25 protein-coding genes are annotated in these 25,821 nt (G+C 55.1%); 12 read left to right on the top strand and 13 right to left on the bottom strand.

What is annotated here, in order from left to right; translation table 11 throughout:
* The first annotated feature begins 23 nt into the window (after positions 1–23).
* Positions 24–776, top strand: a complete 753-nt coding sequence (locus SIC18_RS01895) for a hypothetical protein (protein ID WP_048348364.1) — start codon at positions 24–26, stop codon at positions 774–776.
* On the opposite strand, the gene SIC18_RS01890 is transcribed toward SIC18_RS01895, so the two are convergent.
* Entirely contained in the window at positions 773–1,645 is an 873-nt protein-coding gene (locus SIC18_RS01890) for an NAD(P)-dependent oxidoreductase (protein WP_048347438.1), read from the bottom strand. The two genes, SIC18_RS01895 and SIC18_RS01890, sit on opposite strands and share 4 nt — an antisense overlap.
* A gap of 245 nt (positions 1,646–1,890) precedes the next feature.
* Here SIC18_RS01890 and SIC18_RS01885 point away from each other — a divergent pair, with 245 nt between their 5' ends.
* Positions 1,891–2,304, top strand: a complete 414-nt coding sequence (locus SIC18_RS01885) for a hypothetical protein (RefSeq protein ID WP_413430021.1) — start codon at positions 1,891–1,893, stop codon at positions 2,302–2,304.
* Between the two features lie 40 nt (positions 2,305–2,344).
* Here SIC18_RS01885 and SIC18_RS01880 read toward each other — a convergent pair whose 3' ends face one another.
* Positions 2,345–3,553, bottom strand: coding sequence for a phosphoglycerate kinase (locus SIC18_RS01880; protein ID WP_413430020.1), 1,209 nt, complete (start codon positions 3,551–3,553; stop codon positions 2,345–2,347).
* Positions 3,554–3,645: 92 nt separating this feature from the next.
* Here SIC18_RS01880 and SIC18_RS01875 point away from each other — a divergent pair, with 92 nt between their 5' ends.
* Genes SIC18_RS01875 through SIC18_RS01865 form a run of 3 tightly spaced genes read left to right on the top strand, consistent with a single transcriptional unit; the run spans position 3,646 to position 5,905 of the window.
* On the top strand, positions 3,646–4,029 hold the full coding sequence (locus SIC18_RS01875; RefSeq protein WP_413430019.1) for a universal stress protein: 384 nt from the start codon (positions 3,646–3,648) through the stop codon (positions 4,027–4,029).
* On the top strand, positions 4,026–4,904 hold the full coding sequence (gene ylqF / locus SIC18_RS01870) for a ribosome biogenesis GTPase YlqF (RefSeq protein WP_048347434.1): 879 nt from the start codon (positions 4,026–4,028) through the stop codon (positions 4,902–4,904). Before SIC18_RS01875 ends, ylqF begins: the two co-directional genes overlap by 4 nt.
* Before the next feature lie 50 nt (positions 4,905–4,954).
* Complete coding sequence (locus SIC18_RS01865; protein ID WP_413430486.1) at positions 4,955–5,905, top strand: RluA family pseudouridine synthase; 951 nt, start codon at positions 4,955–4,957, stop codon at positions 5,903–5,905.
* Here SIC18_RS01865 and SIC18_RS01860 read toward each other — a convergent pair.
* Positions 5,902–7,575 carry a cellulose binding domain-containing protein gene (locus SIC18_RS01860; protein ID WP_413430018.1) on the bottom strand — a complete coding sequence of 558 codons (1,674 nt, stop codon included), beginning with the start codon at positions 7,573–7,575 and terminating at the stop codon, positions 5,902–5,904. The genes SIC18_RS01865 and SIC18_RS01860 overlap by 4 nt on opposite strands.
* Before the next feature lie 400 nt (positions 7,576–7,975).
* The gene (locus SIC18_RS01855) at positions 7,976–9,589 is read right to left on the bottom strand and encodes an ABC transporter ATP-binding protein (protein ID WP_413430017.1); all 1,614 of its coding nucleotides are present in this window, start codon (positions 9,587–9,589) and stop codon (positions 7,976–7,978) included.
* A gap of 55 nt (positions 9,590–9,644) precedes the next feature.
* Between SIC18_RS01855 and SIC18_RS01850 the strand changes: the two genes are divergently transcribed.
* On the top strand, positions 9,645–11,981 hold the full coding sequence (locus SIC18_RS01850) for a RelA/SpoT family protein (protein ID WP_413430485.1): 2,337 nt from the start codon (positions 9,645–9,647) through the stop codon (positions 11,979–11,981).
* Complete coding sequence (locus SIC18_RS01845) at positions 11,978–13,447, top strand: protein adenylyltransferase SelO (RefSeq protein ID WP_413430016.1); 1,470 nt, start codon at positions 11,978–11,980, stop codon at positions 13,445–13,447. The genes SIC18_RS01850 and SIC18_RS01845 overlap by 4 nt, the downstream gene beginning before the upstream one ends.
* Positions 13,448–13,464: 17 nt before the next feature.
* Here the strand turns inward: SIC18_RS01845 and SIC18_RS01840 are convergent, their stop codons facing one another.
* Positions 13,465–13,953 carry a DUF2062 domain-containing protein gene (locus SIC18_RS01840; protein ID WP_053068601.1) on the bottom strand — a complete coding sequence of 163 codons (489 nt, stop codon included), beginning with the start codon at positions 13,951–13,953 and terminating at the stop codon, positions 13,465–13,467.
* 80 nt (positions 13,954–14,033) lie between these two features.
* On the opposite strand from SIC18_RS01840, the gene mnmE reads away from it, so the two are divergent.
* Positions 14,034–15,425: a tRNA uridine-5-carboxymethylaminomethyl(34) synthesis GTPase MnmE gene (gene mnmE / locus SIC18_RS01835; protein WP_413430015.1), complete on the top strand. Its 1,392-nt coding sequence runs from the start codon at positions 14,034–14,036 to the stop codon at positions 15,423–15,425.
* Here mnmE and SIC18_RS01830 read toward each other — a convergent pair whose 3' ends face one another.
* Complete coding sequence (locus tag SIC18_RS01830) at positions 15,426–17,018, bottom strand: permease (RefSeq protein WP_048347429.1); 1,593 nt, start codon at positions 17,016–17,018, stop codon at positions 15,426–15,428.
* Between the two features lie 82 nt (positions 17,019–17,100).
* Complete coding sequence (locus tag SIC18_RS01825) at positions 17,101–17,277, bottom strand: hypothetical protein (protein WP_157028628.1); 177 nt, start codon at positions 17,275–17,277, stop codon at positions 17,101–17,103.
* A gap of 48 nt (positions 17,278–17,325) precedes the next feature.
* Here SIC18_RS01825 and SIC18_RS01820 point away from each other — a divergent pair, with 48 nt between their 5' ends.
* A complete protein-coding gene (locus SIC18_RS01820) occupies positions 17,326–17,760 on the top strand; it encodes a secondary thiamine-phosphate synthase enzyme YjbQ (protein ID WP_048347428.1) in 435 nt (144 codons plus the stop codon).
* A gap of 170 nt (positions 17,761–17,930) precedes the next feature.
* Complete coding sequence (locus SIC18_RS01815) at positions 17,931–18,134, top strand: alpha/beta fold hydrolase (RefSeq protein WP_413430014.1); 204 nt, start codon at positions 17,931–17,933, stop codon at positions 18,132–18,134.
* Here the strand turns inward: SIC18_RS01815 and SIC18_RS01810 are convergent.
* Positions 18,124–18,981 (bottom strand): amidohydrolase family protein, encoded by an 858-nt coding sequence (locus tag SIC18_RS01810; protein WP_413430013.1) that lies wholly within the window; start codon positions 18,979–18,981, stop codon positions 18,124–18,126. The genes SIC18_RS01815 and SIC18_RS01810 overlap by 11 nt on opposite strands.
* 130 nt (positions 18,982–19,111) lie before the next feature.
* On the opposite strand from SIC18_RS01810, the gene nadC reads away from it, so the two are divergent.
* Positions 19,112–19,999: a carboxylating nicotinate-nucleotide diphosphorylase gene (gene nadC / locus SIC18_RS01805; RefSeq protein ID WP_413430484.1), complete on the top strand. Its 888-nt coding sequence runs from the start codon at positions 19,112–19,114 to the stop codon at positions 19,997–19,999.
* Between the two features lie 152 nt (positions 20,000–20,151).
* Here nadC and SIC18_RS01800 read toward each other — a convergent pair whose 3' ends face one another.
* From SIC18_RS01800 to SIC18_RS01790, 3 genes are all read right to left on the bottom strand, one after another.
* The gene (locus SIC18_RS01800; RefSeq protein ID WP_413430012.1) at positions 20,152–20,511 is read right to left on the bottom strand and encodes a VanZ family protein; all 360 of its coding nucleotides are present in this window, start codon (positions 20,509–20,511) and stop codon (positions 20,152–20,154) included.
* A gap of 101 nt (positions 20,512–20,612) precedes the next feature.
* Positions 20,613–21,383, bottom strand: coding sequence for an SdiA-regulated domain-containing protein (locus SIC18_RS01795; RefSeq protein ID WP_413430011.1), 771 nt, complete (start codon positions 21,381–21,383; stop codon positions 20,613–20,615).
* Positions 21,384–21,901: 518 nt separating this feature from the next.
* Positions 21,902–22,648, bottom strand: coding sequence for a hypothetical protein (locus SIC18_RS01790; RefSeq protein WP_413430010.1), 747 nt, complete (start codon positions 22,646–22,648; stop codon positions 21,902–21,904).
* Positions 22,649–23,459: 811 nt separating this feature from the next.
* On the opposite strand from SIC18_RS01790, the gene SIC18_RS01785 reads away from it, so the two are divergent.
* The gene (locus SIC18_RS01785; RefSeq protein WP_413430009.1) at positions 23,460–24,269 is read left to right on the top strand and encodes a mechanosensitive ion channel family protein; all 810 of its coding nucleotides are present in this window, start codon (positions 23,460–23,462) and stop codon (positions 24,267–24,269) included.
* Positions 24,270–24,449: 180 nt separating this feature from the next.
* Here the strand turns inward: SIC18_RS01785 and SIC18_RS01780 are convergent, their stop codons facing one another.
* Together SIC18_RS01780 and SIC18_RS01775 are read right to left on the bottom strand one after the other, a co-directional pair.
* Positions 24,450–25,346, bottom strand: a complete 897-nt coding sequence (locus tag SIC18_RS01780) for a DUF2236 domain-containing protein (protein WP_413430008.1) — start codon at positions 25,344–25,346, stop codon at positions 24,450–24,452.
* Positions 25,347–25,430: 84 nt separating this feature from the next.
* Entirely contained in the window at positions 25,431–25,766 is a 336-nt protein-coding gene (locus tag SIC18_RS01775) for a nuclear transport factor 2 family protein (RefSeq protein WP_413430007.1), read from the bottom strand.
* Between the last annotated feature and the right edge of the window lie 55 nt (positions 25,767–25,821).

Genomic DNA, 25,821 nt, shown 5'->3' with positions numbered 1-25,821 from the left:
AGATGGATTCTGGAGATGTCTATATGTCTCGGGCTCTCCGTGTCTCGTTGGTGTCATTGCTGCTTGGCTCCGCCCTGGCACTCCCGATGTCCAGTCGGGCTTTGACCCAGGCTCCGTTTGAGTTGAGTGAGCGCTTGGAATCCGCCCTCAATCAGTCGGAAGGCAATGTTGCAGCGTTGAAGGCTCTGTTTACGCCTGAGCAATTTGCTGTTCTGGAGGAGCGTTACGGCGTGTTCAGTCGCCGTTTCCCTCAGCTGAATTGGTCGGTGCGGCCAGGAACTCCCACATCAGATGGTCGCTCGACCATGCAGATTGCTGTAAGTGGGAGACGCCAGCAAGACGGCTTGAGTTATTCCTTCTATGCGAATCAGCGGCTCGCGGTGACCACCGAGAGCGGCTTGATTACCAGCCAGGAAGTTCTTAGTGATCAATCGGTCATGACCAGTGCCAAGGAGCCACTACCGATTAGTTTGCTCATCCCAGACAGCGTGCTCACTGGGACTCGGTACGACGTCGATGTGGTGGTCGACAAGCCCTTGGGTGATGCTCTGATGGCGGGTGGTTTGATTGCGCTTACCCCTGCGCAGGTATTGGGGCAAGAGAGTCCAGATATCCAGCTCAAGCCCCTCGGCGGGGGCGGCCTGTTTAAGTCTGTTCAAGCACCGCTTAAGCCGGGCATCCAAAACTGGGCTGCCTTGTTAGTGCATCCCGAAGGTGTGGTGAGTGTGAGCAAGCAGGTGCGAGTTGTGGATGACAAAAGTAAGCTCCAGCCTTAACCGTGGTGAGCTGGGTAGCAGCGTCTTAGGGCCGACACATCGGCGTTCCCGAGTCCCTGTTGCATCAGTGCAGACTCTTGCTCGAGCACGAGTTGGGTGATCGGGAGCTCCAACTGCTGTTCCTCAGCGGCATCCAGCGCGATTGTTAGGTCTTTGTGATGGAGTGCGAGCTTGAACCCGAGCGGGTATTGATCGGAAAGCATGGCGGCTGAACGGTGTTGCAGGGCCCAAGATCCTGCAGCTCCTCCAAGTAGTGCCGCCACAACTTGCTCCATGGGGAGCTGAAGATGTTGCCCTAGAGCGATGGCTTCTGCAACAGCGGCATAGCTTCCCGCCACCAGGACCTGGTTCACCGCTTTCACCTGTTGGCCGCTGCCAACGGGCCCGAAGTGATGGATCGAGCTACCGATCACCTCCAATAGAGGACGAGCCTGCTCTAATGCCATAGTGTCGCCACCACAGAGCACGGTGAGTGTGCCGGCCTTGGCGCCCTCTGTGCCGCCTGTCACAGGAGCATCGATGTAGTGCACGTTGCGTTCCGATAGCCGCTTGGCCATCGCTGTCGCTGTGGCGGGGGCGATCGTGGAGCAATCGATGACCAAGCTTCCTGGTGTGAGTGCATAGCCAGCTCCTCTGTTTCCCCACAGAACGTTTTGCACTGCGGTGTCATCGCTGACGCAAATCAGCAGGACTGCACAGCCTTTCACGGCTTCATTAGGAGAGCTGCTGGAGGTCACTGTGGGCCCTTGATCGTCCAGAAGTTCTGCCGCCGATTCCGCTGAGCGGCTGCGGGTGTGCACGTTGAGCGAGTAGCCGGCGCGTCGCAAATTGACGGCGATGGGGAATCCCAGGGCGCCAAGCCCCACCATGGCCACTGCTGTAGGCGGATTCAGGGGTGGACGTTGATCATTGGCGAGTTTCAGAGTTGGTGTGCTCCTGGGATCAAGGGCTGATTCATTTTTCCAGGCATCGCATCCATAGATCGCATCCGCGCATCGCAGTGGAGCGGCATGCTCAAGCGTCCTGGTTAGATCCGGTCATGCTTGAGGCCCATTTTGGTCAGACTTTGACGGAATCTTGCTTTCAGGATGAATGCGTTGTGTGAATGATTCGCATGGTTACGCCTAAGCATTGGAAGCGGTATCTGGTCATCCCTTGTGCCGCGTTTGCCGCCGCCGCTCTCCACCCCGCTACGGGATGGGCTGAGTCTCCAATGAAGTCGCGCGCGGCTCGATTAACACTTACGGATGCGCAAAAGCAGCAGCTTTTTGAGGCAAGGCGCCGCTGGGAGTTGAGCAGTTTTGACCAGCAAAAGGCTTTGTTGGCAGCCAAGCAACGATGTATTCAATCGGCCAACACCATCGATGCCTTTCGGGTGTGTAAGCAGGAGCAACGCCAAGGCCGGCGTGAATTATTTAAGGAGGCACGTGCTGCCATGACGGCTGAACGGCAGCGACTGGGACTTCCTCCTAGGCCAGAGCGGCGAAGATTGCAAAAAAAAAGGCCGCTCCAATTGGAACGGCCCTGAATTCAGCTGATCGATCAGCTGATTGGTGGAGTGGTTTGAATCAAGCGGCGTCGTCCAGCGCGGCGACGCCTGGAAGCACCTTGCCTTCCAGCAGCTCGAGGCTGGCGCCACCACCGGTGGAGATGTGAGACATCTTCTCGGCCAGGCCTGCTTTCTCAACAGCAGCAACGGAATCGCCACCGCCAATGATCGTGCAGCAGCCTTTTCCGCTGAGTTCAGCCAGGGTTGTGGCAATGGCATTCGTTCCAGCCGCGAACTTGTCGAACTCGAAGACGCCCATCGGGCCATTCCAGATCACGGTTTTGCAATCAGCCAGGGCAGCTTGGAACACCTTGATGGCATCAGGGCCGATGTCGAGGCCCATCCAGCCGTCGGGAATCGCTGTGATGTCTGCGACTTGGCTGTTGGCATCAGGAGCGAAGTTGTCGGCAAGCAAGACATCGGTGGGGAGCAGCAGCTCAACGCCTTTGGCCTTGGCTTTGGCTTCCAATTCCTTGGCCAGTTCCAGCTTGTCGTCTTCAACGAGGCTCTTGCCGACAGCCAGACCGCGTGCTTTGTAGAAGGTGAAAATCATGCCGCCGCCGATCAGCACCTTGTCGCACTTGTCGATCAAGGCTTCAAGGACGCCGATCTTGCTGCTCACCTTGGAACCACCAACGATGGCGGCCAAAGGACGCTTGGGCTCATCCACGGCACCCTGGAGGTATTGAAGTTCCTTCTCCATCAAGAAGCCAGCCACGGATGGCTTGAGGAATTTGGTCACGCCTTCGGTGGAGGCGTGGGCCCGGTGAGCAGCGCCAAAGGCGTCGTTCACATACACGTCGGCGAGACCAGCGAGCTTCTCGGCGAAGGCGGGATCGTTCTTTTCTTCTTCCGCGAAGAAGCGCACGTTCTCGAGCAGAACGACGTCGCCGTTGCCCATGGCGTTCACCTTGGCTTCCGCGTTAGCTCCGATGCAGCTGTCGGTTTTGGTTACGGGTTTGCCAAGCAGCTCGCTGAGGCGTGCTGCAACGGGGGTAAGGCGCATCTTGTCGTTGACCTGACCCTTGGGACGACCGAAGTGAGCGGCCAAGATCACTTTGGCGCCTTTGCCAATCAGGTCATTGATGGTTGGCAGTGCTGCACGGATGCGGGTGTCGTCGGTGATCGCACCGGCGTCGTTCAGAGGCACGTTGAAATCAACCCGCACAAGAACGCGTTTCCCGCTCAAGTCGCCGGTATTCAGTTTGGCCAGGGAACGCTTCGCCATGTGGTTTATGTCGTGAGGTGTGAAATCGGGGCGAGGTTAACCCGATTACGCGCTAGCACTGGAACGAGAGGGGTACTACCGGAGGTGGCCCAATGTTTGAAACCGTCTTGTTTCCGCTTGATCAGAGTCGAGAAGCTGTTGAAGCGGCGACCAAAGCCCTGGACTTGGCTCGCAGTCACAACAGCAAATTGATTCTGTTGTCTGTCGTTCAGTCTGAGCGACCTGAGATGCATGACCATGCGGTGGTGGCATCGTTATTGGCCGAAACCAAAGCCCGTTTTGAGCAGGTCGGGGTGTCCTGTGACGTGGTGGAGCGTGAGGGGATGCCAGCGTTTGTGATTTGCGATGTGGCAGACGAGTTGAATGTGGACGTGATTGTGATGGGTACCCGCGGCGTGAATCTCGAAGCCGAAAGCGGCAGCACGGCAACGCGGGTGATTCAGCTCGCGCCTTGTCCGGTTTTGGTGGTGCCGTGAGCACACCTCCGATTCAGTGGTATCCAGGGCACATTGCCAAGGCGGAACAGCAGCTCAAGCGCAACCTCGACAAGGTTGATTTGGTGATTGAGGTGCGTGACGCACGCATTCCCTTGGCGACTGGACACCCCCATCTCAACCGCTGGTTGAAAGGGAAGCAGCATTTGCTCGTGATCAATCGACGCGACATGGTCACGTCTGCGGCATGGGAGGCCTGGGACCAGTGGTTTAAGGAGCAGGGGCAGCGCACGGTTTGGTGTGATGCCAAAGCAGGCACCGGGGTGAAGCAGGTGCAGCAGGCGGCGATTCGGGCTGGCAATCAACTCAACGAGAGGAGAAAGAATCGGGGGATGCGCCCGCGGGCGGTGCGTGCCCTCACCCTCGGCTTTCCCAATGTGGGGAAGTCGGCCTTAATCAATCGCTTGGTCAAGAAAAAGGTGGTGGCGAGTGCCCGTCGGGCTGGGGTCACCCGCACCTTGCGTTGGGTGCGGGTTGGCCAAGACTTGGACTTGCTCGATGCCCCCGGCGTGTTGCCACCTCGCTTGGATGATCAACGGGCGGCGCTGCATCTCGCCCTATGCGATGACATTGGCCAGGCGGCCTACGACGGCGAGCTCGTAGCTCAGGCGTTCTTGAGATTGTTGATCGATGCCCAGGGCCGCGAGGCCTCCGGGGTTGTGCTGTCGATCCTTGAGCAGCGTTATGGAACGCCAGTGGCTGGAACTACCGCTGACCCTGCGTTCTGGCTGGAGGCCACGGCCGAACGTCATACCTCCGGGGATACGGCACGGATGGCCCAGCGGTTGCTGGATGATTTCCGACGTTCGCTGTTGGGTTCGATTGCTTTGGAATTGCCGGAACAGGGGGAGTTTTGAGCGTTCAAGGGCAAGGGTTTGTGCGCCCCCCTTTGCCTGAGGAAGTGTTTATGGCTGGGTTCGGAGAGGGGGAAGGCGAACTCGTCACTCTCACGTATCCCAAGCCACTTCCGATGCGTTTGGATCGCTGGTTGGTGAGTCAGCGGTCTGAGCAAAGTCGGTCTCGGATCCAAAAGTTCATTGATGCCGGATACGTGCGGGTGAATGGCAAGACGGGGAAGGCCAAAACGCCGTTGCGCGAAGGCGACCAGGTGCAGCTCTGGATGCCACCGCCAGAGCCGCTTCCCTACCTCAAGCCAGAACCGATGGAGCTGGATGTGCTGTTTGAAGACGAGCACTTGATCGTGATCAATAAGCCAGCCGGACTGACCGTGCATCCTGCCCCTGGGAATAAGGACGGAACCCTGGTGAATGGGTTGCTGCATCACTGCCAGGATTTGCCAGGGATCAGCGGCAAATTACGGCCGGGCGTGGTCCATCGTCTCGATAAAGACACGACCGGCTGCATCGTGGTGGCGAAATCTCAGGAGGCGTTGGTTCGTCTCCAGGCCCAGATCCAACAGAGGATTGCTTCACGTGAGTATCTGGCTGTGGTGCACGGGGTGCCGCAAGGAGAGTCGGGAACGATCATTGGCGCGATCGGTCGTCATCCTGTGGATCGCAAAAAATATGCAGTGGTGAGTGATGACAGCGGTCGCTATGCGCGCACGCATTGGACTCTCCAGGAGCGACTTGGCGATTATTCCCTCTTGCGCTTCAAGCTCGATACGGGGCGAACACACCAGATCCGCGTGCATTGCGCCCATATCAATCACGCCGTGGTGGGGGACATCACTTACAGCCGCTGCAGGAAACTGCCGGTGGAGCTTCCTGGGCAAGCTCTGCATGCCTTTCAGTTGGGCCTCGATCATCCGATCACAAAAGAGCGGATGTTGTTTGAGGCCCCAGTCCCATCGGTGATGGAGAAACTGCTGATCGTGTTGCGGAAACGGTGTACTTAGAGGAGCGTGAGCTCTGTTCCTGAGGCCATCAGCAGTTCGGATGTAAGAGATCCATCCCCGTTGAGTTCCTCTCCACTCAATGCATTGAACCCCACCGTCATGGCTTGACCAGCAGCAAGCGATTGTGCCCAGTCAGCACCTTTGAGCTCGTAGCGGTAAAGGCCGTCTCCAAGCTCTTGCGTGGAGACATCAACCCCCCAGGATTCTCCGTAAAACTGATGAGCACTGATGAAACTCACCCCCCAATCGTCCAATGATTGATTGCTTTGATTGGTCACGTTCATCGAGACGGTGAAGCCACCGTCCCAAAGATCACCACTCACCTGAATCTCCAGGGGAGAGCCAGTGAGAGGATCCGGTTGCACAGTTCCGGGATCAGAGGGTGAGGGGTTAAGGGAAGAATTTGAATCGGTTGAGCCAATCAGTGGTGTGGTTCCAGAAAGATTGTTTAGGTTCTCTGAGAGTGGATCTCCCAGCTCAACAATGCCTTGGTAATAGTTGATCACAGTGTTGTCGCTGACATCGAGGGCCGGCCACTGAGGCCAGTCAAAGGTGTCATTCATAAAGGGTTCGTTTTGATCCCATCCCAAAACTGTTAAATGATGAATATCGTGGGCAATAGCCACCCCTTCGATGCTAAGAAAGCCATGGGTTCTGGCATGCATCCAGCCGCCATAATGCGGCTCCATCTTGAGGGTATTGATGAAATGTTCTTCGAGTTGATTGGTTGTTAGATAATTGGCAAATCCTTCATGGCCAAACTGTTCAACCATCTGCATGACGTCGCCACTGCTGCCTAGGCGGGCCGTTCGTTGAATGTCGGCCAGGATTTGTGGGTCGTAGGACGCATCGGCGATCCAACCCACCTTGGCTCCCTGCATGGCAAACCAAAGCCCAACGCCTTGAAGATCGTTCCCCCAGGCCTGGCTGTTATTGGTGAGCTCATTTTCAAAAGCCCATGCGCCGATAACCTCGATGTCAACTGGGGCTAATCCTGCAAAGTCCCTTAAGCCGTTGTAAGCCAATAACGCTTCCGTTGTAATCGCGGTTCGTCCACCGACAAGTTCGTTGTGCTCTGAGTTGTGATTGGAGTCATGAAAAGAGCCCCAGACGTTGATGTCTGTGAACCCACTTTCGGACGATTGCTGCATGGAGTGGTCATGGTTCATCCCGTGATCCCCCAAGCCGTGTTCTGCCATTGCTGACGTCATTGCCGGCTCCATCGGTGACGTCATCGGAGGTGTCTCAATGATTGGTTCCAGCACCGGCTCTGAAGGGGCGTCAGAAATCCCAGCGCTTTCTTCGTTTGATGGTGAGATCGGCGATATCGCGTTGTCTGTGCCGAAGAGCAATGCAGCAGAAAGCTCCCCTTCGTTTCCTATCTCAGTGCCTTGGGTGCCATTGAATCCAATGCTGACCGACTCTCCTGCTGGGATCCGTGCTCCCCAGTCTTTACCGGTCAGGGTGTAGCGCGTTAGGCCGTTGTCGAGACGAACCGCACTGATCTCGGCTCCCCAAGGAGCCGTGTTGATGAGGTGAGGGCTATCGAAGCTATAGCTCCAGCTTTCGAGATCTTGTGTGGATGTGTTGGTGAGGGTTATTGCAGCCGTGAACCCCCTCCACCAGCGATCACCGGTGATGGAGGTTTGCAAGACATTCGTGGATTCCATGGCCCTTGGTATGGGGGACAATCTCATCTCAGCTCTGAAGTCCAACCAAGTTCTGACTCCCAGGGCGGAACCTGTGTCTGAATGTATTCATGGTGGAAATAGCGGCTTATCTTTCCCTGCCCTTGTCCAATTTGCGTCAGAAAACTGTTCGTTTGCGGGATGGTTTTTGTGCAGTGATTAATCGGCTAAGGCTGTGAAGCAAGATCGAACATTGCCAATATCTTGCCGATAAGATTTTGCCAATCGTTATGCGCTCAAGTTGTTTTGGTTGGGCGCCTCATCTCACGATGGAGAGGATTCAGCCGTTTGAAGAACGAATCCAGTTGCTGGAAAACGAAAACGAAGGCGAAGGGGTGCATCAACACCACAACATCGAGTCATGGATGAATGCCCGCTGGTGTTATAGGTTTCTGGTTGGCAGCAGCGGACAGGCTTCGACCAAGGTGCGGGTAATCGCAGCCTCTGGGTGGCGTAGCAACTGATCGCCAGGACCTTCTTCCACAACCTTGCCTCGATCCAGCACGATCACGCGATGGCAGAAGCCACTCGCTACCGAGAGGTCATGGGTCACGAAAATCATCGCCAGGCCTAAGTCTTGCTGCAGACGTCTCAGCAGGGCCAGGACTTCAGCTTGGATCTCCGCATCGAGCATGCTCACGCTCTCATCGCAGATCAGCACCTGCGGGCCTAGAGCCAAAGCGCGAGCAATGGCGACGCGTTGCTGCTGGCCACCAGACAGTTGCTTGGGCAGTCGATTTTGAAAATGATCTGCTGGTGAAAGGCCCACAAGCTCCAGAAGCTCCCTTGCCCGTTCTCTAGCGGCTGCCCGCGAGGCGAGGCCATGGATCAGCAGGGGGTCTGCGATGGCGTCGGCCACGCTGAGGGCTGGATTCAGGCAGGCCAGCGGGTCTTGAAACACCATCTGAATGGTGCGTCTTGCTTGTCGTTCAGCGCTGCCACGCAGTTGGAGCAGGTTTTGGGTTTGGAGCCAAACCTCGCCTCCGCGAATTGGGGTAAGGCCCATCAAGGCCCTGCAAAGGGTGCTTTTCCCGCAGCCAGAGCCACCCACCACGCCCAACGATTCACCGGATTGCAAGGTGAAGCTCACGCCATCCACCGCTTTCAGCCAGTTGGGAGACCAGGGCGGACCTCCGAGGTTGTGCCAACAGCGCAATCCTTCCACCTGCAGCACTGCTGTGCCGTCAGGTTTGCCCGGCGTATTGCCTCCTTCCCTGGCCCTGGCGGCTGTGACGAGCCGCTTGCCGATCTCAGATTGGGGGTGGGTCAGCACTTGATCGCTGCTGTTTTGTTCCACAAGTCGGCCCCCGTCCAAGACCGCCATGTCTTCACACCAGCGGTTGGCCATAGCCAAGTCATGGGTGATGAGCAGGAGGGCGCTTCCCAGCTCTTCGCAAAGAGTTCGCAGCACCGCCATCACCTGCCCCGCAACCGCAACATCCAGGCTGGTGGTTGGTTCGTCGGCGATGACAAGGGGGGGTGCGAGTGCAATGGCCAGTGCGATGGCTAAGCGCTGACGCATGCCACCACTGAATTCGTGGGGATAGGCCCGAAAACGCTCGGCCCCGATACCCACCTGTTCCAGCAGGCTTTCAGCGCGGTCTTTCCGCTCTTGATGCCCCATCGTCGGCCGGTGCGCAGCGAAGGTGTCGAGGAGGTGCCCACCCACGGTCATCAGTGGATTCAGGCGCGTCATCGGGTCCTGAAACACCAGGCCGACCGCCTCTCCGCGCAGGGCGCGCAAGGCAGGCCGACTGAGTTGGCGTGGGTCTTGACCATTGAGACGTAGATCTCCTTCGCAGCAGCTCCCTGGAGGTAAGAGCTGCAATGCAGCTCGCGCCACTGTGCTCTTCCCGCATCCAGACGGCCCAACAAGTGCCAAGCGATCTCCCGATTTCAGGCTGAGATCCAATCCATCCAGCGTCCAGGACTCACTTCCTGGGTAGCGCAGACGCAACTGATTCAGCGTCAGAACCGTTTCTGGCGCGTTGGGCATGAAACAAAGCACGGTGCCTCATGCCTACATACCATGGATGCACCCGCCGGGTTGGATGCTCAACGCAACCTCTGCACCCGATCCCTCCCAGACTCAGTCTGGATCGACTCCTGCGGCCTGCGGTTTAACGGCATTGCGCGAACGTCCGCTCCGCTTGCCCGATGACTATGGCATTGAGCTTCCTGACTGGTTGAAGCAGTGCCTGATTCACGTTCCTCCCGGCATCGGACACAGTTGTCCGACCGATCCAGAGGCCCTGCTAGCGGCTGCTTTTGATTTTGCGTTTCAGCTGCATGAGGGGCAGTTCCGCGCCAGCGGTGATCCCTACATCGTGCATCCGGTGGCCGTTGCAGATTTGCTGCGGGACATTGGGGCGAGTGCCAGCGTGATTGCAGCGGGTTTCCTCCACGATGTGGTGGAAGACACGGATGTGACACCAGATCAGCTCCAAAGCCATTTCGGCCCAGAGGTTCGTGAGTTGGTGGAAGGCGTTACCAAGCTGGGAGGCCTTCATTTCACCAATCGGACGGAGGCTCAAGCTGAGAATCTGCGCAAGATGTTTCTGGCGATGGCCAGTGATATTCGTGTGGTGTTGGTGAAGCTGGCCGATCGTTTGCACAACATGCGCACGATCGGTGCGCTCAAGGAGGAGAAACGGCAGCGCATCGCCAGGGAAACGCGAGAGATTTACGCACCGCTTGCCAATCGCCTGGGGATTGGTCGCTTCAAATGGGAACTCGAAGATCTCTCCTTCAAGTTGCTGGAGCCTGAGGCCTTCCGCGAAATGCAGCAGGAGGTTTCAACCAAGCGCAGTGAGCGGGAGGATCGCCTCTCCGTCACGGTGCAGTTGCTCTGTGATCGCTTGGCTGCCGTGGGCCTCGACAGCTGTGAGGTGAGTGGTCGCCCGAAACATCTCTATGGCATCTGGACCAAGATGCAACGCCAGCAGAAGGAGTTCCACGAGATCTACGACGTGGCTGCGTTACGGATCCTGACGCCGAATGTCGAGACCTGTTATCGCGCCCTTGCTGTGGTTCACGACACGTTCAGGCCCATCCCAGGCCGGTTCAAGGACTACATCGGCTTGCCTAAACCCAATGGTTATCAATCACTTCACACCGCAGTAATCGGACGCCATCGTCCGATCGAGGTGCAGATTCGTACCTGGGACATGCATCAGGTGTCGGAGTTCGGCATTGCTGCCCACTGGAAGTACAAGGAGGGTGGATCCCCCGCTACTGGTGGAGATACGGAGCGTTTTAACTGGTTGCGTCAGCTCGTGGATTGGCAGCAGGAAGGGGGCGCGGATGATCACAACGACTACCTGGCTTCGATCAAGGAAGATCTTTTTGACGAGGAGGTGTTTGTGTTCACTCCTAAGGGAGATGTTCTGGGGCTTCGTAAGGGGTCAACTGCGGTTGATTTTGCTTTTCGTATTCACTCTGAGGTGGGAAATCATTGTCATGGAGTAAGAATTAACGATCGGCTCTTGCCCCTTTCGACCCCGCTTCAAAATGGTGACTTCATTGATATTCTCACCTCAAAAAATGCCCATCCAAGTTTGGATTGGCTCAATTTTGTAGCGACTCCAACGGCGCGAAATCGCATTCGTCAGTGGTACAAACGCAGTCATCGTGACGAGACGATTGTTCGCGGCAAAGAGCTGCTTGAACGTGAGCTGGGACGCAGTGGTTTTGATGCTCTGCTTGGCAGTGAAGCGATGCTCAGGGTGGCTGAGCGCTGCAACTTGCAAACCACGGAAGACTTGCTTGCTGGTCTTGGGTTTGGTGCTTTAACGCTGCATCAGGTGCTCAATCGTTTGCGCGAAGAAATTCGTCTGCAAACGGCTGAGGTGGAGGCACCTCTGAGTAACGAGGATGTCGCCAAGCAACTGGTCAAGCAGTCCGAGCAGCCATCCCCTCGGGACGTTCCATCCGCAGGAGCGGCACCGATCCTTGGTGTTGAAGGCTTAGATCATCGCCTTGGTGGATGTTGTAGTCCGCTGCCAGGAGAACCGATCTTGGGTGCTGTGGCCCTTGGTAATCACGGCATCACCATCCATCGTCAAGACTGCGCCAATCTGGAGGCGATCCCGACGGAACGTCGTTTGCCTGTGCGTTGGAACCCATCGCTGCAAGAGGCAGGTTCTCGCTTCCCTGCTCACTTGCGCATTGAGGTGATTGATCGGGTTGGGATTTTGAAGGACATTCTGATGCGTTTGTCTGATGGTTCGATCAATGTCAGTGATGCTCAGGTGAGAACGGCCTATGGCAAGCCGGCCCGGATCGATTTGATGGTGGAACTGGGAAGCGCCGCGCAGTTGCAGCGCACCATGGACCAGATCCGCTCGATGGCAGATGTGATCGACATCGCGCGTACTGGTCAGAGTTGAGTAACCCGCTGTTGGCCTTGCCGTTCGAACCCTCAATCGAGGGTTTGGGTGGGTCGTATTGGGATGTGGTGGAGGCGGCGGTTTTCCCGCGAACGCAGTTGCGCTTTCGCAACGACGCACTGTTGCGCAAGCTGGGGGTGGAGCCGGACAGTGTGTCGGATCAAGATTTCGAGAGGGCCTATGGCCGTTTTGAAGAGCGCGTTCCCTTGCTCGCTCTTCGTTATCACGGCTACCAGTTCGGCACCTACAACCCCCAGCTTGGAGATGGACGCGGCTTTCTCTATGGCCAACTGCGCGATCGAAGCGGCCAGCTTCAAGACCTTGGTAGCAAGGGGAGTGGCACCACCCCCTGGAGTCGTGGTGGGGATGGACGCCTCACCTTGAAAGGAGGGGTGCGCGAAGTGATCGCCTCCGAGGCGTTGCATCGTCTTGGTGTAACCACGAGCCGCACGTTGTCGTTGATCGAGACGGGTGAGGACCTGTGGCGTGGGGATGAACCCTCGCCGACGCGAAGTGCGGTGATGGTTCGGATGGCACGCACTCATCTGCGTTTCGGTAGCTGTGAAAGGCTGCTGTATTTGCGGGACCCCCAAGGTTTGGAGCGCTTACTGCGCCATGTGGTAGCTGTCTACTACCCCGATGTTGCAGCGGCCCATCCTGCTCCTGATGGAGATCGCCTGGCCTTGGAGCATCAGCTTCTCGCCTTCTATGGCGAGCTGGTGGAGCGGGTGGCTCGTTTGGCAGCTGAGTGGATGGCAGCAGGTTTTGTTCATGGCGTGCTCAACACCGACAACATGTCGCTGGCTGGTGAAAGCTTTGACTACGGACCGTTTGCCTTTTTAGATCGCTGGGATCCAAGTTTTACGGCGGCTTATTTCGATCAGACCGGGCTGTATTCCTATGGGCGTCAGCCAGCTATTTGCCGAAAGAATTTGCAGCTTCTTCAAAACCCTTTGGCGATGTTGCTGCCTCGGCCGCCGATGGAACAATTGCTTGAGCGGTATGCAAGCAGTTATCAAAATTACTATCGCTTGTGCTTGTTGAGGCGGTTGGGATTGGCGCCCAATCCTGATGAGGACAGTGATGATCGCTTGGTGAGCGCAACCCTGGAATTAATCGCGAGCTGGCCCGTTGGTTATGGAGACTTTTTTGCTGGTCTCGCTTCGGTGGTTCAATCCTCTGGTTTGCCCCAGGAGCCTGAGGGCTTGCCTGTGGTGTTGAACAATCTTCCAGAACCTCCCAGGGAGGTGTGGCAAAACTGGCGTGATGCCTGGTGGTGGCAAACCCAGGCCATCGAGCCCTCTGGAGCATCTGAGCTGGAGGCTTCAGTTTCTGAGGGCTTGAGGCGTTGGAATTTGAGCCAAACACCCACACGCCCCTTGATTGAATCGCTTTGGGAGAGCATCGATCAAGGGGACGATTGGCAGCCTCTAGGGGGTTGGCTTGCCTCGGTCATGACGGCCTGAGAATGCATTGAACGGGGTTACTTTCGTCCACGCTCTCGACGTCGAGGGGCTGTGGTCCTGGCTCTTTGGGGTTGCAGCCAGTTAAGGGTGAACCACCAGCTCAGTCCCCCAAATACTGTTCCGGTCAGGGTGGAGCCAAGCAAGAGACGGCTCATCACATCCCATCCCGCCGTGGCAAGCAGTTCTTGATTGAGATTGTTGAGCCCTGGCCAGCCAGCGCCTTCACCGAGGACCAGTGTCCCTAACCGGTAGTTGAACCAAAACAGCGGTACGTAGGTGAATGGGTTGCTGATCCAGGTGCCTGCGGCGGCCAGCAAATGGTTGCCGCGCACAATGCTGGCCAAGCCAATTCCAAGCAGGGTTTGAAAGCCAAAGAAGGGGAAGCAGCCGCAAAACACGCCTGCGGCCAGTCCGCGCGCGCGTTGTCCAGGGGTTCCCTCCTGCTGCCAGATCCACTGCAGCCATCGGTTCAAGCGTCGCTGACATTTGTTCTGCAACCGCTTGATCAAAACTGCTTGCCGCCAGTGCGGCTGAGGAAGCTTCGGGATCGTAGGAAGGAGTGCGTGATGGCGGCAGGGATCTGGGTATGTCTGGGATTGGTCCAGATCAGGCGCTTTCGATCGCTGCGATCGCTACCGCAGTGGCACCGGGGCAGGGTGGCATCGCCGTGATTCGGGTGTCGGGTCCCAGTGCTGTAGGTGCTGTTGCTGCGATCACGGTGATTCCTGGTCAACAGGTGTGGGAGAGCCACCGGGTGCTGTATGGACATGTTGTGGCTGACGGCGGTGTGGAACGGCTCGATGAGGTGTTGGTGTTGGTGATGTTGGCGCCGCGCAGTTTTACCGGTGAAGACGTTGTCGAGATTCATTGTCATGGCGGGGTGATCGCCGTACAGCAGGTCTTGGCACGTGTCTTGGAGCAGCCAGGAGTGCGACGGGCCCTGCCCGGTGAATTCAGCCAACGCGCTGTCCTGAATGGCCGTCTTGACCTCACCCGGGCGGAAGCAATTGGTGATTTGGTGGGAGCGCGCAGCCAGCGGGCAGCGCAATTGGCGATGGCGGGTCTCGATGGCGGGATCCAGAAAACAATGGTGGTCTTGCGGGAGCGATTGCTCGATCAGCTCAGTGAGTTGGAGGCCCGCGTGGACTTTGAAGAGGATCTTCCTCCTTTGAATGGTGAGGCGCTCTTGCAGGAGCTGCAAGCTGTTCGCTTGGAGTTGCTCAACCTCGTGGCCGATGGCGAGCGGGGATCAGTTGTGCGCCATGGATTGAGGGTCGCGCTGGTGGGCCGGCCAAACGTGGGAAAAAGCTCCTTGCTCAACCTCTTGAGTCGCCGGGAGCGGGCGATCGTGACCGACTTGCCAGGGACCACGCGGGATTTGCTGGAAAGTGAGATCGTGCTCGATGGGGTCCCAATCACCCTGCTGGACACCGCAGGCATCAGGGCCACCAGTCATGCCGTGGAGAAGTTGGGGATTGCTCGAAGCCGCGACGCCCTGGCGAGTGCCGATCTGGTCCTGCTGTTATTTGATCTCGCCCAGGGCTGGTTGGATGACGATCAGGCTTTGTTTGCCCTGATCCCTGAAGGGGTTCCCTGCCTGAGGGTCGGCAACAAAGCAGACCTTCCTCTGAAGGCTGAGCCCGTTGATGCGTCGGTTGCGGCATCGGTTGCGGATGTGCGCCTCAGCGCGGTCACGGGAGACGGGGAACAGGCTCTCGTGCGTGCAGTCTTGGAGCGTTGTGGCGCCTTAGGCGAACAGCCCTTGCTTCTGGCTTTGAATCAGCGTCAGTCTGATCTGGCGGTCACTGCGGCTGAGGCCCTGGCCCGTAGTGAGCAGGTGGCGGTCGATGGTCTCCCCTGGGATTTTTGGACGATTGATTTGCGTCAGGCGATTTGCAGCCTGGGTGAGATCACCGGTGAGCAGCTCACGGAGTCGGTGTTGGACCGGATTTTCTCTCGCTTCTGTATCGGTAAGTGATTACTTCCCCTCCGGTTGTTGGGGTAAGCGTCGGGCGATCAAAATCAATACGGTGATTAGCGCATAGGCGATAGCCCAGGGCTGACCGGTTCCCCAGCCCAGATTCACAACGGTGTCACCGGTGGAAAATTGCCAGGCATGAATCACGCCAAACCAGGCGAGCACGGCTGCAATCCCACTGCAGGTTGCGGCGGCGAGGAAGCGGCCTTCAATGGCAAATACGAGCAAAGCTGCCAACAGCATCGCTGTGATGATCTGCCCCTGCTCCAAGGCAAAGGCACCCGCTGCCCAGACATCACCCTGGGCGAGCTGGTCGATCATTTGCTGGTTAAAGGGTTGCTTTGGCGTGCCCAGTCCACCGGCGCGCAATCCGGCTTTCAGCAATTGGGCGCCCCATCCAGCCAGGCCAGGAAGCAGTCCGAGCACGACTGCGGGGGCGTGGCGTGAGGGCGTGGCCTGAAACGCCTGGGCTGTCATCGCAATGCCGATGTACAGCACGATCGCCATGCCGGCATCGATGGGGATCAAGAGTGCCAGCAAGCCGAACAAGCCAAAGAAGCAAGCTGCCGACATGACGACACCGTTCAGCCAGGAGTAGCCAGAGCGCGCCCCCATGTCTTTGAAGCCTGAATGGCCGATGTAAATCGTGGTGGGGAAACAGGAACCGAGTGCTGCAGCGGCGAGTGTCCCAACACCGTCGATCAGCAGGCAGGTGCGGGTGGCGTAGTGATCACCAGCCGCTTCTGCGCTTTCGAGGTTTTGGAGAGATCCGATCACATTGAAAAGCCCCATCGGCACGATCACCCCGAGCCATGGGAAGAGGTCGGTTCGGTTCTCCCAAAGGATCTGTAGCTGCAGCGTCGGTGGATGCCAGCTGATGGTGCGGATGCTGTCTTGCCAGGCGTCTGGACTGGGAGCGAGCAAGCCGCTACTCCAGGCGAGAACCATGCCCAGAAGAACGGCCATCAGGCCTGTGGGTAAGGGCCATCGCACCTTGGCGTAATAGCCGAGAACGATGACGGCCAAGCTCGCGAGTCCCACCAGAGGATGGGCATAGGTGCGCAGCAGGAATCCCAGGGCGATGTAGCCGAGGGCAATCCCGGCAAGGGTGGAGAGCAGGGCGGCTCGTGGGAGCCAGCGTCTTAAGCGGTCGGCACTGAAGGCTCCCACGATTTCGATCAAACCCGATCCCATGCAGGCCACCATCCCCGCATGCCAGGAGCGGCTGATGGCCTCAACCTCTGTCATTCCGCCATTGAGGGCCGCCAGCTTGACCGGAAGCATGACGAGAAAGATGTAGGCAAACAAGCTGACCGTATTGATGCCATAGGGCATGGCGGTGCAGTCCTCACGGCACTGGCTGGCTGCGAGTTGCCTGGCCAGTCGGGTGTACGCCACATTCCCAACGAGAAGACTCACTCCGGCGGCAGGCAAGATCTGTCCGAACAGCAGGGCATCCGGGTAGCCAAGAACACCTCGGCAGAGGCTGATGATCAGCAGGATCTGGATCAGGTTGTTGAGCCCCAGGGCCAGAAACCCATCAAGGTCTCCTGGCTGCCATGGCCCGATGAGGCGCTTTACCTGGAGCTGCATGGTTGGCTGAGACTGGCTTCATCATCAGATGCCTTCTGGAGGCTCTCCGACAAGGTGATCGTTGTGCTCCTGCTGCGGGATGTCAGCGCCGTTGAGTCCAGGTCCAAACAAACCAGGCGACCACTGCGAGCAGCACCCAAGGCAACAGTGCCCTTAGAACCACGCTTGCCACAAGCAGCACCAGCACGCTGACGCCGCCACGCTTAACCAACGCCTTGCTCTCTGGGGTCATGTACTGCCAGCGGGGAATCAGGGCCATACAACGTCTCCTTGATCAATTAGCTGTTTTAGACGCCAGCATGACGACATGACCTCTCAGCTCCTGAGCCTCCGCACCGAGGCATCCTTTCAATGCTTGCCCCTCACCGCCGAGCTACGTCGCTTTGTTCACTCCATTGGTGAACGGGATGGTGCCGTGGTCGTGTCAGGCCAGCACACCACCACTGCTGTGATCATCAATGAAATGGAGGAACGGCTCCTCATGGATCTGAAGCGGTGGTTGAGCCTGCAGGCACCCCCAGGCGCTGGCTGGAAGCATGACGACCTGGAACTGCGCCGTGGCATTCCGGATGATGAGCCGCGCAATGCCCATGCTCATCTGCAGGCTCTGATGCTCGGCAATGAGGTCACCGTGAATGTCAGCAACGGGGAGGTGCAATTGGGGCAGTACCAAGAGGTGATGCTTGTTGAGCTCGACGGTCCACGTCAGCGCAGGGTGTCGCTGCAGTGGCTTTCGGCCTGAAGCTGTGCCGCATCAGAGAGCCATGCCAGGGAAAAATTCGATCTGAAAGGCTTAGCCGAGGTGGTGATCGCCTGAGATCGGTGACCCTGAGGATCAATCGAATTTGCAGACACCCTGCCTAATCTCCTCCAATCAAATCCCATCAGACTTTTGAAAAAGACTTGGATGTGATGGCTGTCTTTGTTCTGGTGCATGGTGGATCTCACGGAAGTTGGTGCTGGGACGCTTGTGCCAAGGAGCTTCAGAGTGAAGGTCACCAGACGGTGAGTTTTGATCTGCCTGGACATGGCCAGGATCGGACGCCTCGAGATCGAGTGACATTGAAGGCTTACGCCGAAGCCATCCGCGATTTGTATTCTTGGCTTAGAAGCTAGATTTTATTTTATAAAACTCAATTGCATTCTCTTTTAAAACTTTTTTTGCAGCTTCACCGCCAAGAGACTCAAGAATGATGTGGATATCGCTGAGCTGAAAGGGTATCGACGCTCTTGTTGATGGTAAGTCAGTGCCAAATAGTAGTGAATCTGGATTGGTTTGATGGAATAACTTGATTGCTTCGGACGGATCGAAGTCTATTCGACCAAAGCCAGTGGCTTTCACCTTGTGGCCTCGTTCTACAAGTTTAAGAAGGTGGTGAAAACCTTCTTTTTTCATCCCTAGGTGGTCGATGCAGACAGCAGGTAATGGCAGTAATGCACTGGATAGCTCCTCAAGATGTGCGGAGTCTAAATACAATTCGACATGCCAGTTTGCAAGTTCATGAACTCTTTTTGCCATTGAGACTATATGAGTAATTCTTTTGGGCCCTCCACGGTATAGGTTGAATCTTAAGGCTCGTACCCCAGCCGAGTTGAGCTCAATGATTTTGTCATCCGATATGTTGTTTGGCAGTTGAGTGACTCCAACATACTTGGGGCCAAGTGATTTTAAAGCGGCTAAAAGATGGCTTTGATCAAAGCCGTGAAATGAGCCAGAAATGATAGCCCCGCCTGCAAGATCAAATGTTGATAGCCTTTTTCTGTAGTCTTGATGGGTAAATTCTTCGGGCAAATAACCATTGTTGCGTATCAATGGATAGCGGGTATCGATGATATGAAAATGGCTATCGAATAATTCAATTTTTTGAGGAAAAACGACGTTCCTTGCAGGGTCTCGGTCAGCAAGCAATGGATTGGACGGTGCGATGACCACACGGCCAGTATCGCTGCGTCGATGAACCAAGACGTCTTCGTGGCCTGTTGCATTGCGAAGGCAGTTGATCACAGCCAGTCAGATGCGCTTCGGGGGCACGGTGTGCGGTTGGGGGAGGGAGCCGAAGTTCATCATGGGAGCAGTCCATTCTTTACAAGCCTTGGCACGAGCGGACCTCTCGATCACTCCACGACTGCGCCAACAGCTGGCGGAGTGGCTTCAGGAGGATCTCGGCCGCGGCGACCTCACCACTCCCGCCCTGCGGGGGCGAGAGGGTGAAGCCCATTGGCGGGCCAAAGCAGACGGGGTGTTTTGTGGCGGCGTGTTGTTGGAGCCCTTGTTCAGGGAGTTGGTGAGTTCTTCAGCATCGGGGTTCGAATTGCGCCTGCTCGTGCGGGATGGCACCCCAATCGAGGCTGGGCAGCGACTGTTGGAGCTCAGGGGGCCGGCGGAACAATTGGTGGCGATGGAACGCACGGCCCTGAATTTGGCGATGCGTCTGTCTGGCATTGCCACGGCAACAGCCGCTCTTGTGGCCCAGTTGGAAGGCACTGGTGTGGCCTTAGCCGACACGCGTAAGACCACTCCAGGTCTGCGGGAGCTGGAGAAATATGCCGTCCGCTGTGGTGGGGGGATCAACCACCGCATGGGGTTGGATGACGCAGCCATGCTCAAGGAAAACCACCTGGCTTGGGCGGGTGGAGTAACAGCCGCGATTGCAGCGGTGCGATCTGATGCACCCTGGCCCGCCAGGGTGATTGTGGAGGCGGAAACGTCAGACGAAGCCCAGGCTGCGGTGGCAGCAGGTGCGGATGCCCTGCTGCTCGATGAGTTCAGCCCGGAGGCTTTGACCACGTTGGTTCCCCTGCTGCGCGCCCAGGCAGAAGCGCGCCCTACTCGGGCATCCATTGTGCTGGAAGCGTCTGGGGTCAACCCTGCCCACTTGAAGCTCTACGCCACAACGGGGGTGGATTTGATTTCCACCAGTGCGCCGATGACGCGGAGCTCCTGGTTGGATCTGAGCATGCGCTTCACGCCCCCCGGGTGATGAGTATGGGCTGCACTTGTTGCGGCGATGGAACGAAGTCTTCTGTTCTGGGTTGTCTTGACCTCCTTTGATGTGATGCTGCAGAGCGTTTGATTGGCTTGAAAGATGGTTGATGAAAGTAAAGCTATTCTTTCGCAAGTTGTGGGGGCAATCTAGTGATTGTCTGTTTTATGTTTTTCAAGTTGATTGGTTGCATATGCCAACGCAACGCCAATCAAAAGCCCGCAACCATTTGCTAGGAAATCCATCCATTCCCCATAGCGATTAGCGTGGGGCTGGATGAGTTCGATGAGGCCGCCATAAAGTGCAAAACAGAGGATTATGGTTCGCCATCGCTTGGGTTGTCGCAGTGCGGTTGGAAAGGCAAGAGTTGCGTAGGCAATGAAATGGTGCGTTTTATCTGACCCCGGAGCTTCGGGCAGATGGTCAAGGGGATATAACGAGAGAGCTGTGATCAAAAGAAGGAGCAATGCGCTTAAATTGAACCATTGATTTCGAATGAAGGTTGTCACTTTCTGCCTATTGCTTTTGTTTTTTGATGGCCTGGCGTGGAGACTGTCTTAGATGCTCTGGAAGTCATTGATCATGCAGGGGTGAAGGGAGCTGATGATGGTCATTCGAGATTATTGTGATTGGAAAAGATCAATATCTTGGCCTTCTTGCCCTTTTTCCCTTCACTTGAAATCACTAGCTCTCCAGATTGCATCAATGCAATTCCTTCGGGCTGAATGAACTGACTCTTGTCCAATCTCCAGGCCCCTTTGAAATGTCCCTTTAAGGTATAGCAAACGATCATTTTTTTCCCTTTGGAGCCAATGATGTAGAGATCATTGGATTGAGGGTGAATTGCGATGCCGGAAGGGTTGAACGTGTCTTCTGAGTCGTTTAGGAAATCCTGACTATTGATTGCGAACACAGGTGAATGATCCATCTGCATTGATTGGAGGTCAAAGGCGTAAACGCTTCGCGTTCGATCATTTTTCTTTGACGAGCCTTTGCAAGCAATTAACAGGCGATTTCTTTCGACGTCATGGCATAAACCTTCCGGGTCTTGATCCTTGTCTAGATCCAGGCGGTATTGTTCATAATGAGCATTGTTGCAGGTAAAGTCAGTAACTTTGTAGATTGCAGGGTGCTTTCCGGCTTTTAGTAAATAGGCCGTATTCCCTGCAATAACAATGTCTTCTGAATCGCCATCATCATGCTTGATGTGCTCTGTAACCGTTCCAGAAATTAAATCGAAGATGTGAATCTGCACGGCCTCATCTTGCACAAAAGCCAGGGAGTTGTTGCTCTCTAGAGGTGATAAGCCAGAAATCTCTTTGTACTGATTTGGCAATGAATAGCTTTTTGCTGGATTGTTTAAGTTGTAAGGGAAGTTCATCGTATCTGTCCTATTGATTGACCCCATTGAGTTTAGTGTTGATGAATCTATGACGCATGGAGATCAGCTGTGTCTCAAGGTTATGCAACCACCGTTTTTGGCCGATCGCTCTTGACCTGACGCGCGCTTTTGAATCCATGGAGTTTTTCCTCAAGCAATCTGTTGTCGCAACATGACTGACCTCTTTCATGACAACAAAGCAAAGAAAACAATTTGAACATTCATCGCGAGATTGTGTACCACAACTGTGTTGAAGTTCCACCATTGATTGAGGCTCTATTCAGCGATCACTCCTTCAATCATGCCTCCTGACAAGGGCAGCAGAGGTGCAAGCGCTGCCAGGATATGAGGCATTCATTTATGGAAAGGGGGTCACCAAGAAGCACGAAAAGAGCAATCAAGTTAACGACTGGGTTGATCAGGAGCTTGTCGGCCCTTCGTGCACTTATTCAGTGTTGCAATCTCTAATTGCAACATCACAACCGTCGTCGTTTTTCATTTGCTCGTCATGCACATCTTCATTCATTGTTCTCAGGCTTTGGTTGGCAAGCAATTGTGTTTTGGTTGCCGACATTGACCAGTTTTAGTGTGCCATCGATCCCTTGAAGACGATTTATCACCTTCCAACGTCCACCGAGTGTATCTTGATAGATTTGATTTTGTGCGGGGGCTATGGGTCTGTAGGTCATTTTGGGACCGTCGGACCACTTGATCTTGATCAGCGTGCCGTCGCGAATCGTAGCCTGCTTGAGTGCTTCACCATTGAAGCTGCAGAGCATGGATTGTGCTTTGCGAACCCAGGTGTCAACCTTTTGATTATCAGATAACAGTGTGATTTCGTCATCTATCAGATTCACCCGTCCAACGATCTCTTGTGAATTACTTGATTCATATTGAAAGGTTGTGTCATTGTTCCATGTCCCTGTTTGGCTGAGGCAGCTTGCCTGGCCTTTTGCATCTTGTGGGTTAGGGCATGCTTCGATATTGAAGGTATTGTTGTTATTTCCTGTATAGGAAATGCTGATCCAGGGTCTGGAAGTCTCGTTGCTTTGCCAATAGCCCACGATGCTGTCATCACGATTGACTGGTGTGCATTCAATCGTTTTCAACTCAGGATGGGTGCTTCGGTATTGAGAGGATTGCTCTCCATTCAGATCCCTCCAGCCTTCATCACCTTTGTAGTTCAGATAAAGCCAGGCTTTGTCCTGGTAGAAGTTCATCCACGGGCTGTTTTCTGATGGTTGGTCGGGAGTGAAGAAACGCATACTCCCTCCCTCTTCTGTTCCATTCCAGGTTTTGGATCCGATGGTGATCGAAGTCTTCATTGCGTCTCCCTGGTTCCAAGAGCTGTATTGCACCGTTCCAATCTCTCCACATTGAAGGGTGCTGATATTTTTTTGAGGTGTGGGAAGACTTTGATATTGGCTACAAGCGCTCACGAGCACCCCTGCAACGATCATGGTTAGGCTGCGCATCACTTTCAGCTATCTGATTGCATTTTGATTCACTAATACGGTTCATGCATCAGTGGCAGCTCTGTGAATGTTGAAAACTTATCAATCTTTAAGTGGTTGGTGTTTGCTGGTGTCAGCTGGTTGCTGTCGATTTATGTGTCAGGACGAATCGCTATGGATTAATTCTGCGATTTGAGTGCATTTAACTGTTTTTGTTGGTTATTAGGATCCTGGTTAATTGCTGATCGGGTAATTTGCGTTGATGAGAATTTCCTTAAAAACCACTTATAGTTTGCTTTATGCGATGCTCGAATCGATCTGTAGGCGCTAAGTTTTGCTTGGGATGTAAGCGTTAGGATTAGTATCTAACCGTGGCATCCGTGATATTGATAACCATTTAGCGTTGCCAGAAGCTGTTTGTTGCTCTTTTGTAGGTGTTCCCTTGGGTTCTTTTTGTGCCGTTTATTGTGGCGAGTTTCTGTTGCAGTGGACTGTCGATTGTGAATGCCGAGATTTTGTGAATTTGCTGCTAATTGGCTGACATCAATCTATCGACTTGTCATTCTTGTACGGCAGTGATTCAAAGGTTCTGAATCTCATGGGGGTGTTCCCTTCAGTTTTCTTGGTTTTTAGCTTTGATGCCGTCTCGGCGTTGATTGTTCCTTTTCTTTTTAAGCTTGTTGGTGCGGCTGCTCTATGGGTCGTTGGTGGCTGGCTGATTGGTTTGGCTCTCCGACTTTTAAGACGGTTCTTTAGGCAGGGCACTCTTGATTCAACACTAGTTAATTACCTTTTAAGCATCATTGGAGTGGTGCTTCGGGTTGTTCTTATTGTTGCCATTCTTGGCTTCTTTGGCGTCGAAACCACTAGTTTTGCTGCCCTGCTCGCTGGTGCTGGTATTGCGATCGGCGCAGCTTGGAGTGGCATGCTGGGCAACTTCGCTGCTGGTGTATTCCTGCAGCTTTTTAGGCCGATCTTGGTAGGTGACTATATCGATGGAGGTGGTGTTGAAGGCACTGTGAATGAGGTGGGTATGTTCGTCACCTCGATTACCTCTATCGACAATGTTGTGAATATTGTGGGCAACGCCAAGCTTTTTGGTGACACAATCAAGAATTACTCGGCAACGCCTTATCGCCGTGTTGATCTTGTTGCTCAACTCGATAACAGCGCTGATGTTGCTAGGGCGATCACTTTGCTGAAGGAAGGGATTAAGAAAGTTCCTAATCAAGCGAGTGAAATTGAGGCCGAAGTTGAGGTTCTTGAATTCAGTGAGAGGGGGCCACGTTTAGCTGTCCGTCCTTACGCACACATCAGTCACTACTGGCAAGTCTATTTTGATGCGAATCGCATGATTGTTGAAGTGCTAGGTCAGGCAGGCTTCCCCGTTCCTCGCATCCCTGTGGCGATGCAAAAAACCTCTTTGAACTGATCTTCTTAGCGTTTGTTTGTGAGCTTTGGGCTTGGGAAAGGTGCGATTTCTGTTTAGCGCCCATTGATTAGTCAGCTTGACCCTTGCCAAGTTCAATTCTGCGGGCTTGCAGCTCGCAGAATTGATTTGCAATGGATGAAATTTCTCCAAAAATTTAGTACGCAAGCAGAGCAGTCGCTCTCAGTCATCAGGATTGTGGCTGTTATTCAGTCGAGGCAAGAGTGATGGAGGGCCAATCTGTTCCAGAGTGAACTGTTGTCCATAGCTGGACGTTGGTCGCTCGGAGAAAAAGCCTCTTCGCTGGGGAGCCCAGAAACGCCGCGCTGTGCAGAGGATGAAGCTGCGGCAGTGGAGCACAACGCGCACGATATGGGTCTGCCAGACCGGAGCGGACGGCCAGTTCAAATTGCTGAGTGTTTCTGGTTCCAACAAACATCTCATGGTGGAACGGAGCCATGGGTGGAAGGGTGCGGGCCACGGAGCCAGCAGCATGGCGACCGTGGCGTCGGCAACCTGCTGGTTGCTTTCGGCGCAGGCAAATAGTTCGAGATTTGTGTGCTGATTGAGTTCCATCAGTTCACGCAAACTGCGTGGGCGTTGCTCAAGATGCATGAGGCTGCCCACATGATCCCAGAACAAAAACAAAGCCTCTTGCTCAAGGGGTTGGAGAGCTCTCCAACCGAAACTCTCGATCCAGCGAATCGGTTCGGCCACGAAACCGGAGAGCACGTAGGCGTAATCCTCCTGGCGAATGGTGTAGGTGGAGTGAATCCGATTGAGCCGCTTGATGATGGCCCTGCCCCCAGAGGTATCAGGGCCCAGCCGCACCAGCTCTGCGACGATCAAGGCTGTGTCGTCGTAGCGCTTGCGGGGTCGTTGTTCAAATTCACCGGTCTGGTGAAGCAAGCCTGAAATCGATGGCAGACAGAAGGTTTTGAGCAAGGCCAGCTCCAGCGCCCGGTTCATGTCCCATGGGAAAAGCAATCCCACCAGATCGCGACATCGCTCCAGGACGACTGGATCCAAAGTCCGCTCCGTCTGCTCACCGGTGGCTGCTTCTGATCCAGAACTTGTCATCGATGTGTTGCTCGCTTCAAGGTTGTTGTGCGTTTTTAACTCTTGGGCTTTCAGGCTGAGAACCAGGGAGCAAACGCTCAGATCTCAATATTTGATGTAAGCAGCTACCAAAGCGGCTGTGTCCTCAAAAATCCGATAGTGAGATATTTTTCCATCGCTGAGAATGCAATACAGGGCCCATTCGGATTGGTATCGCCGACCCGTTCGTTTCACGAGGTGCTGCATAGTGCCGTATCCAAAAACTATTTGGTCGTTGCCGCGCGTCGCCCGAATGTCCATGGCAATGACATTTGCCGTAGATGGGAACGCTTGATGGTCCTTGCACTTCGAACTTTCTTCATCCGTCGTGAGCCTGATCGCGCCGTTAATATCGCCATCGACGACGCGTTCAGAAAAGCGGTCAATGATTGTGTCGGACATTCGTAGGCTTCCATCTGAGTGAACTTAATCAGCGTCGGATAACGCTCGGCTTACG

This window comes from Synechococcus sp. Cu2B8-bc1011 (assembly GCF_047302735.1).
In the GTDB taxonomy this organism is placed as follows: domain Bacteria; phylum Cyanobacteriota; class Cyanobacteriia; order PCC-6307; family Cyanobiaceae; genus Synechococcus_C.
This window is presented reverse-complemented; position numbering and strand designations above follow the sequence as displayed.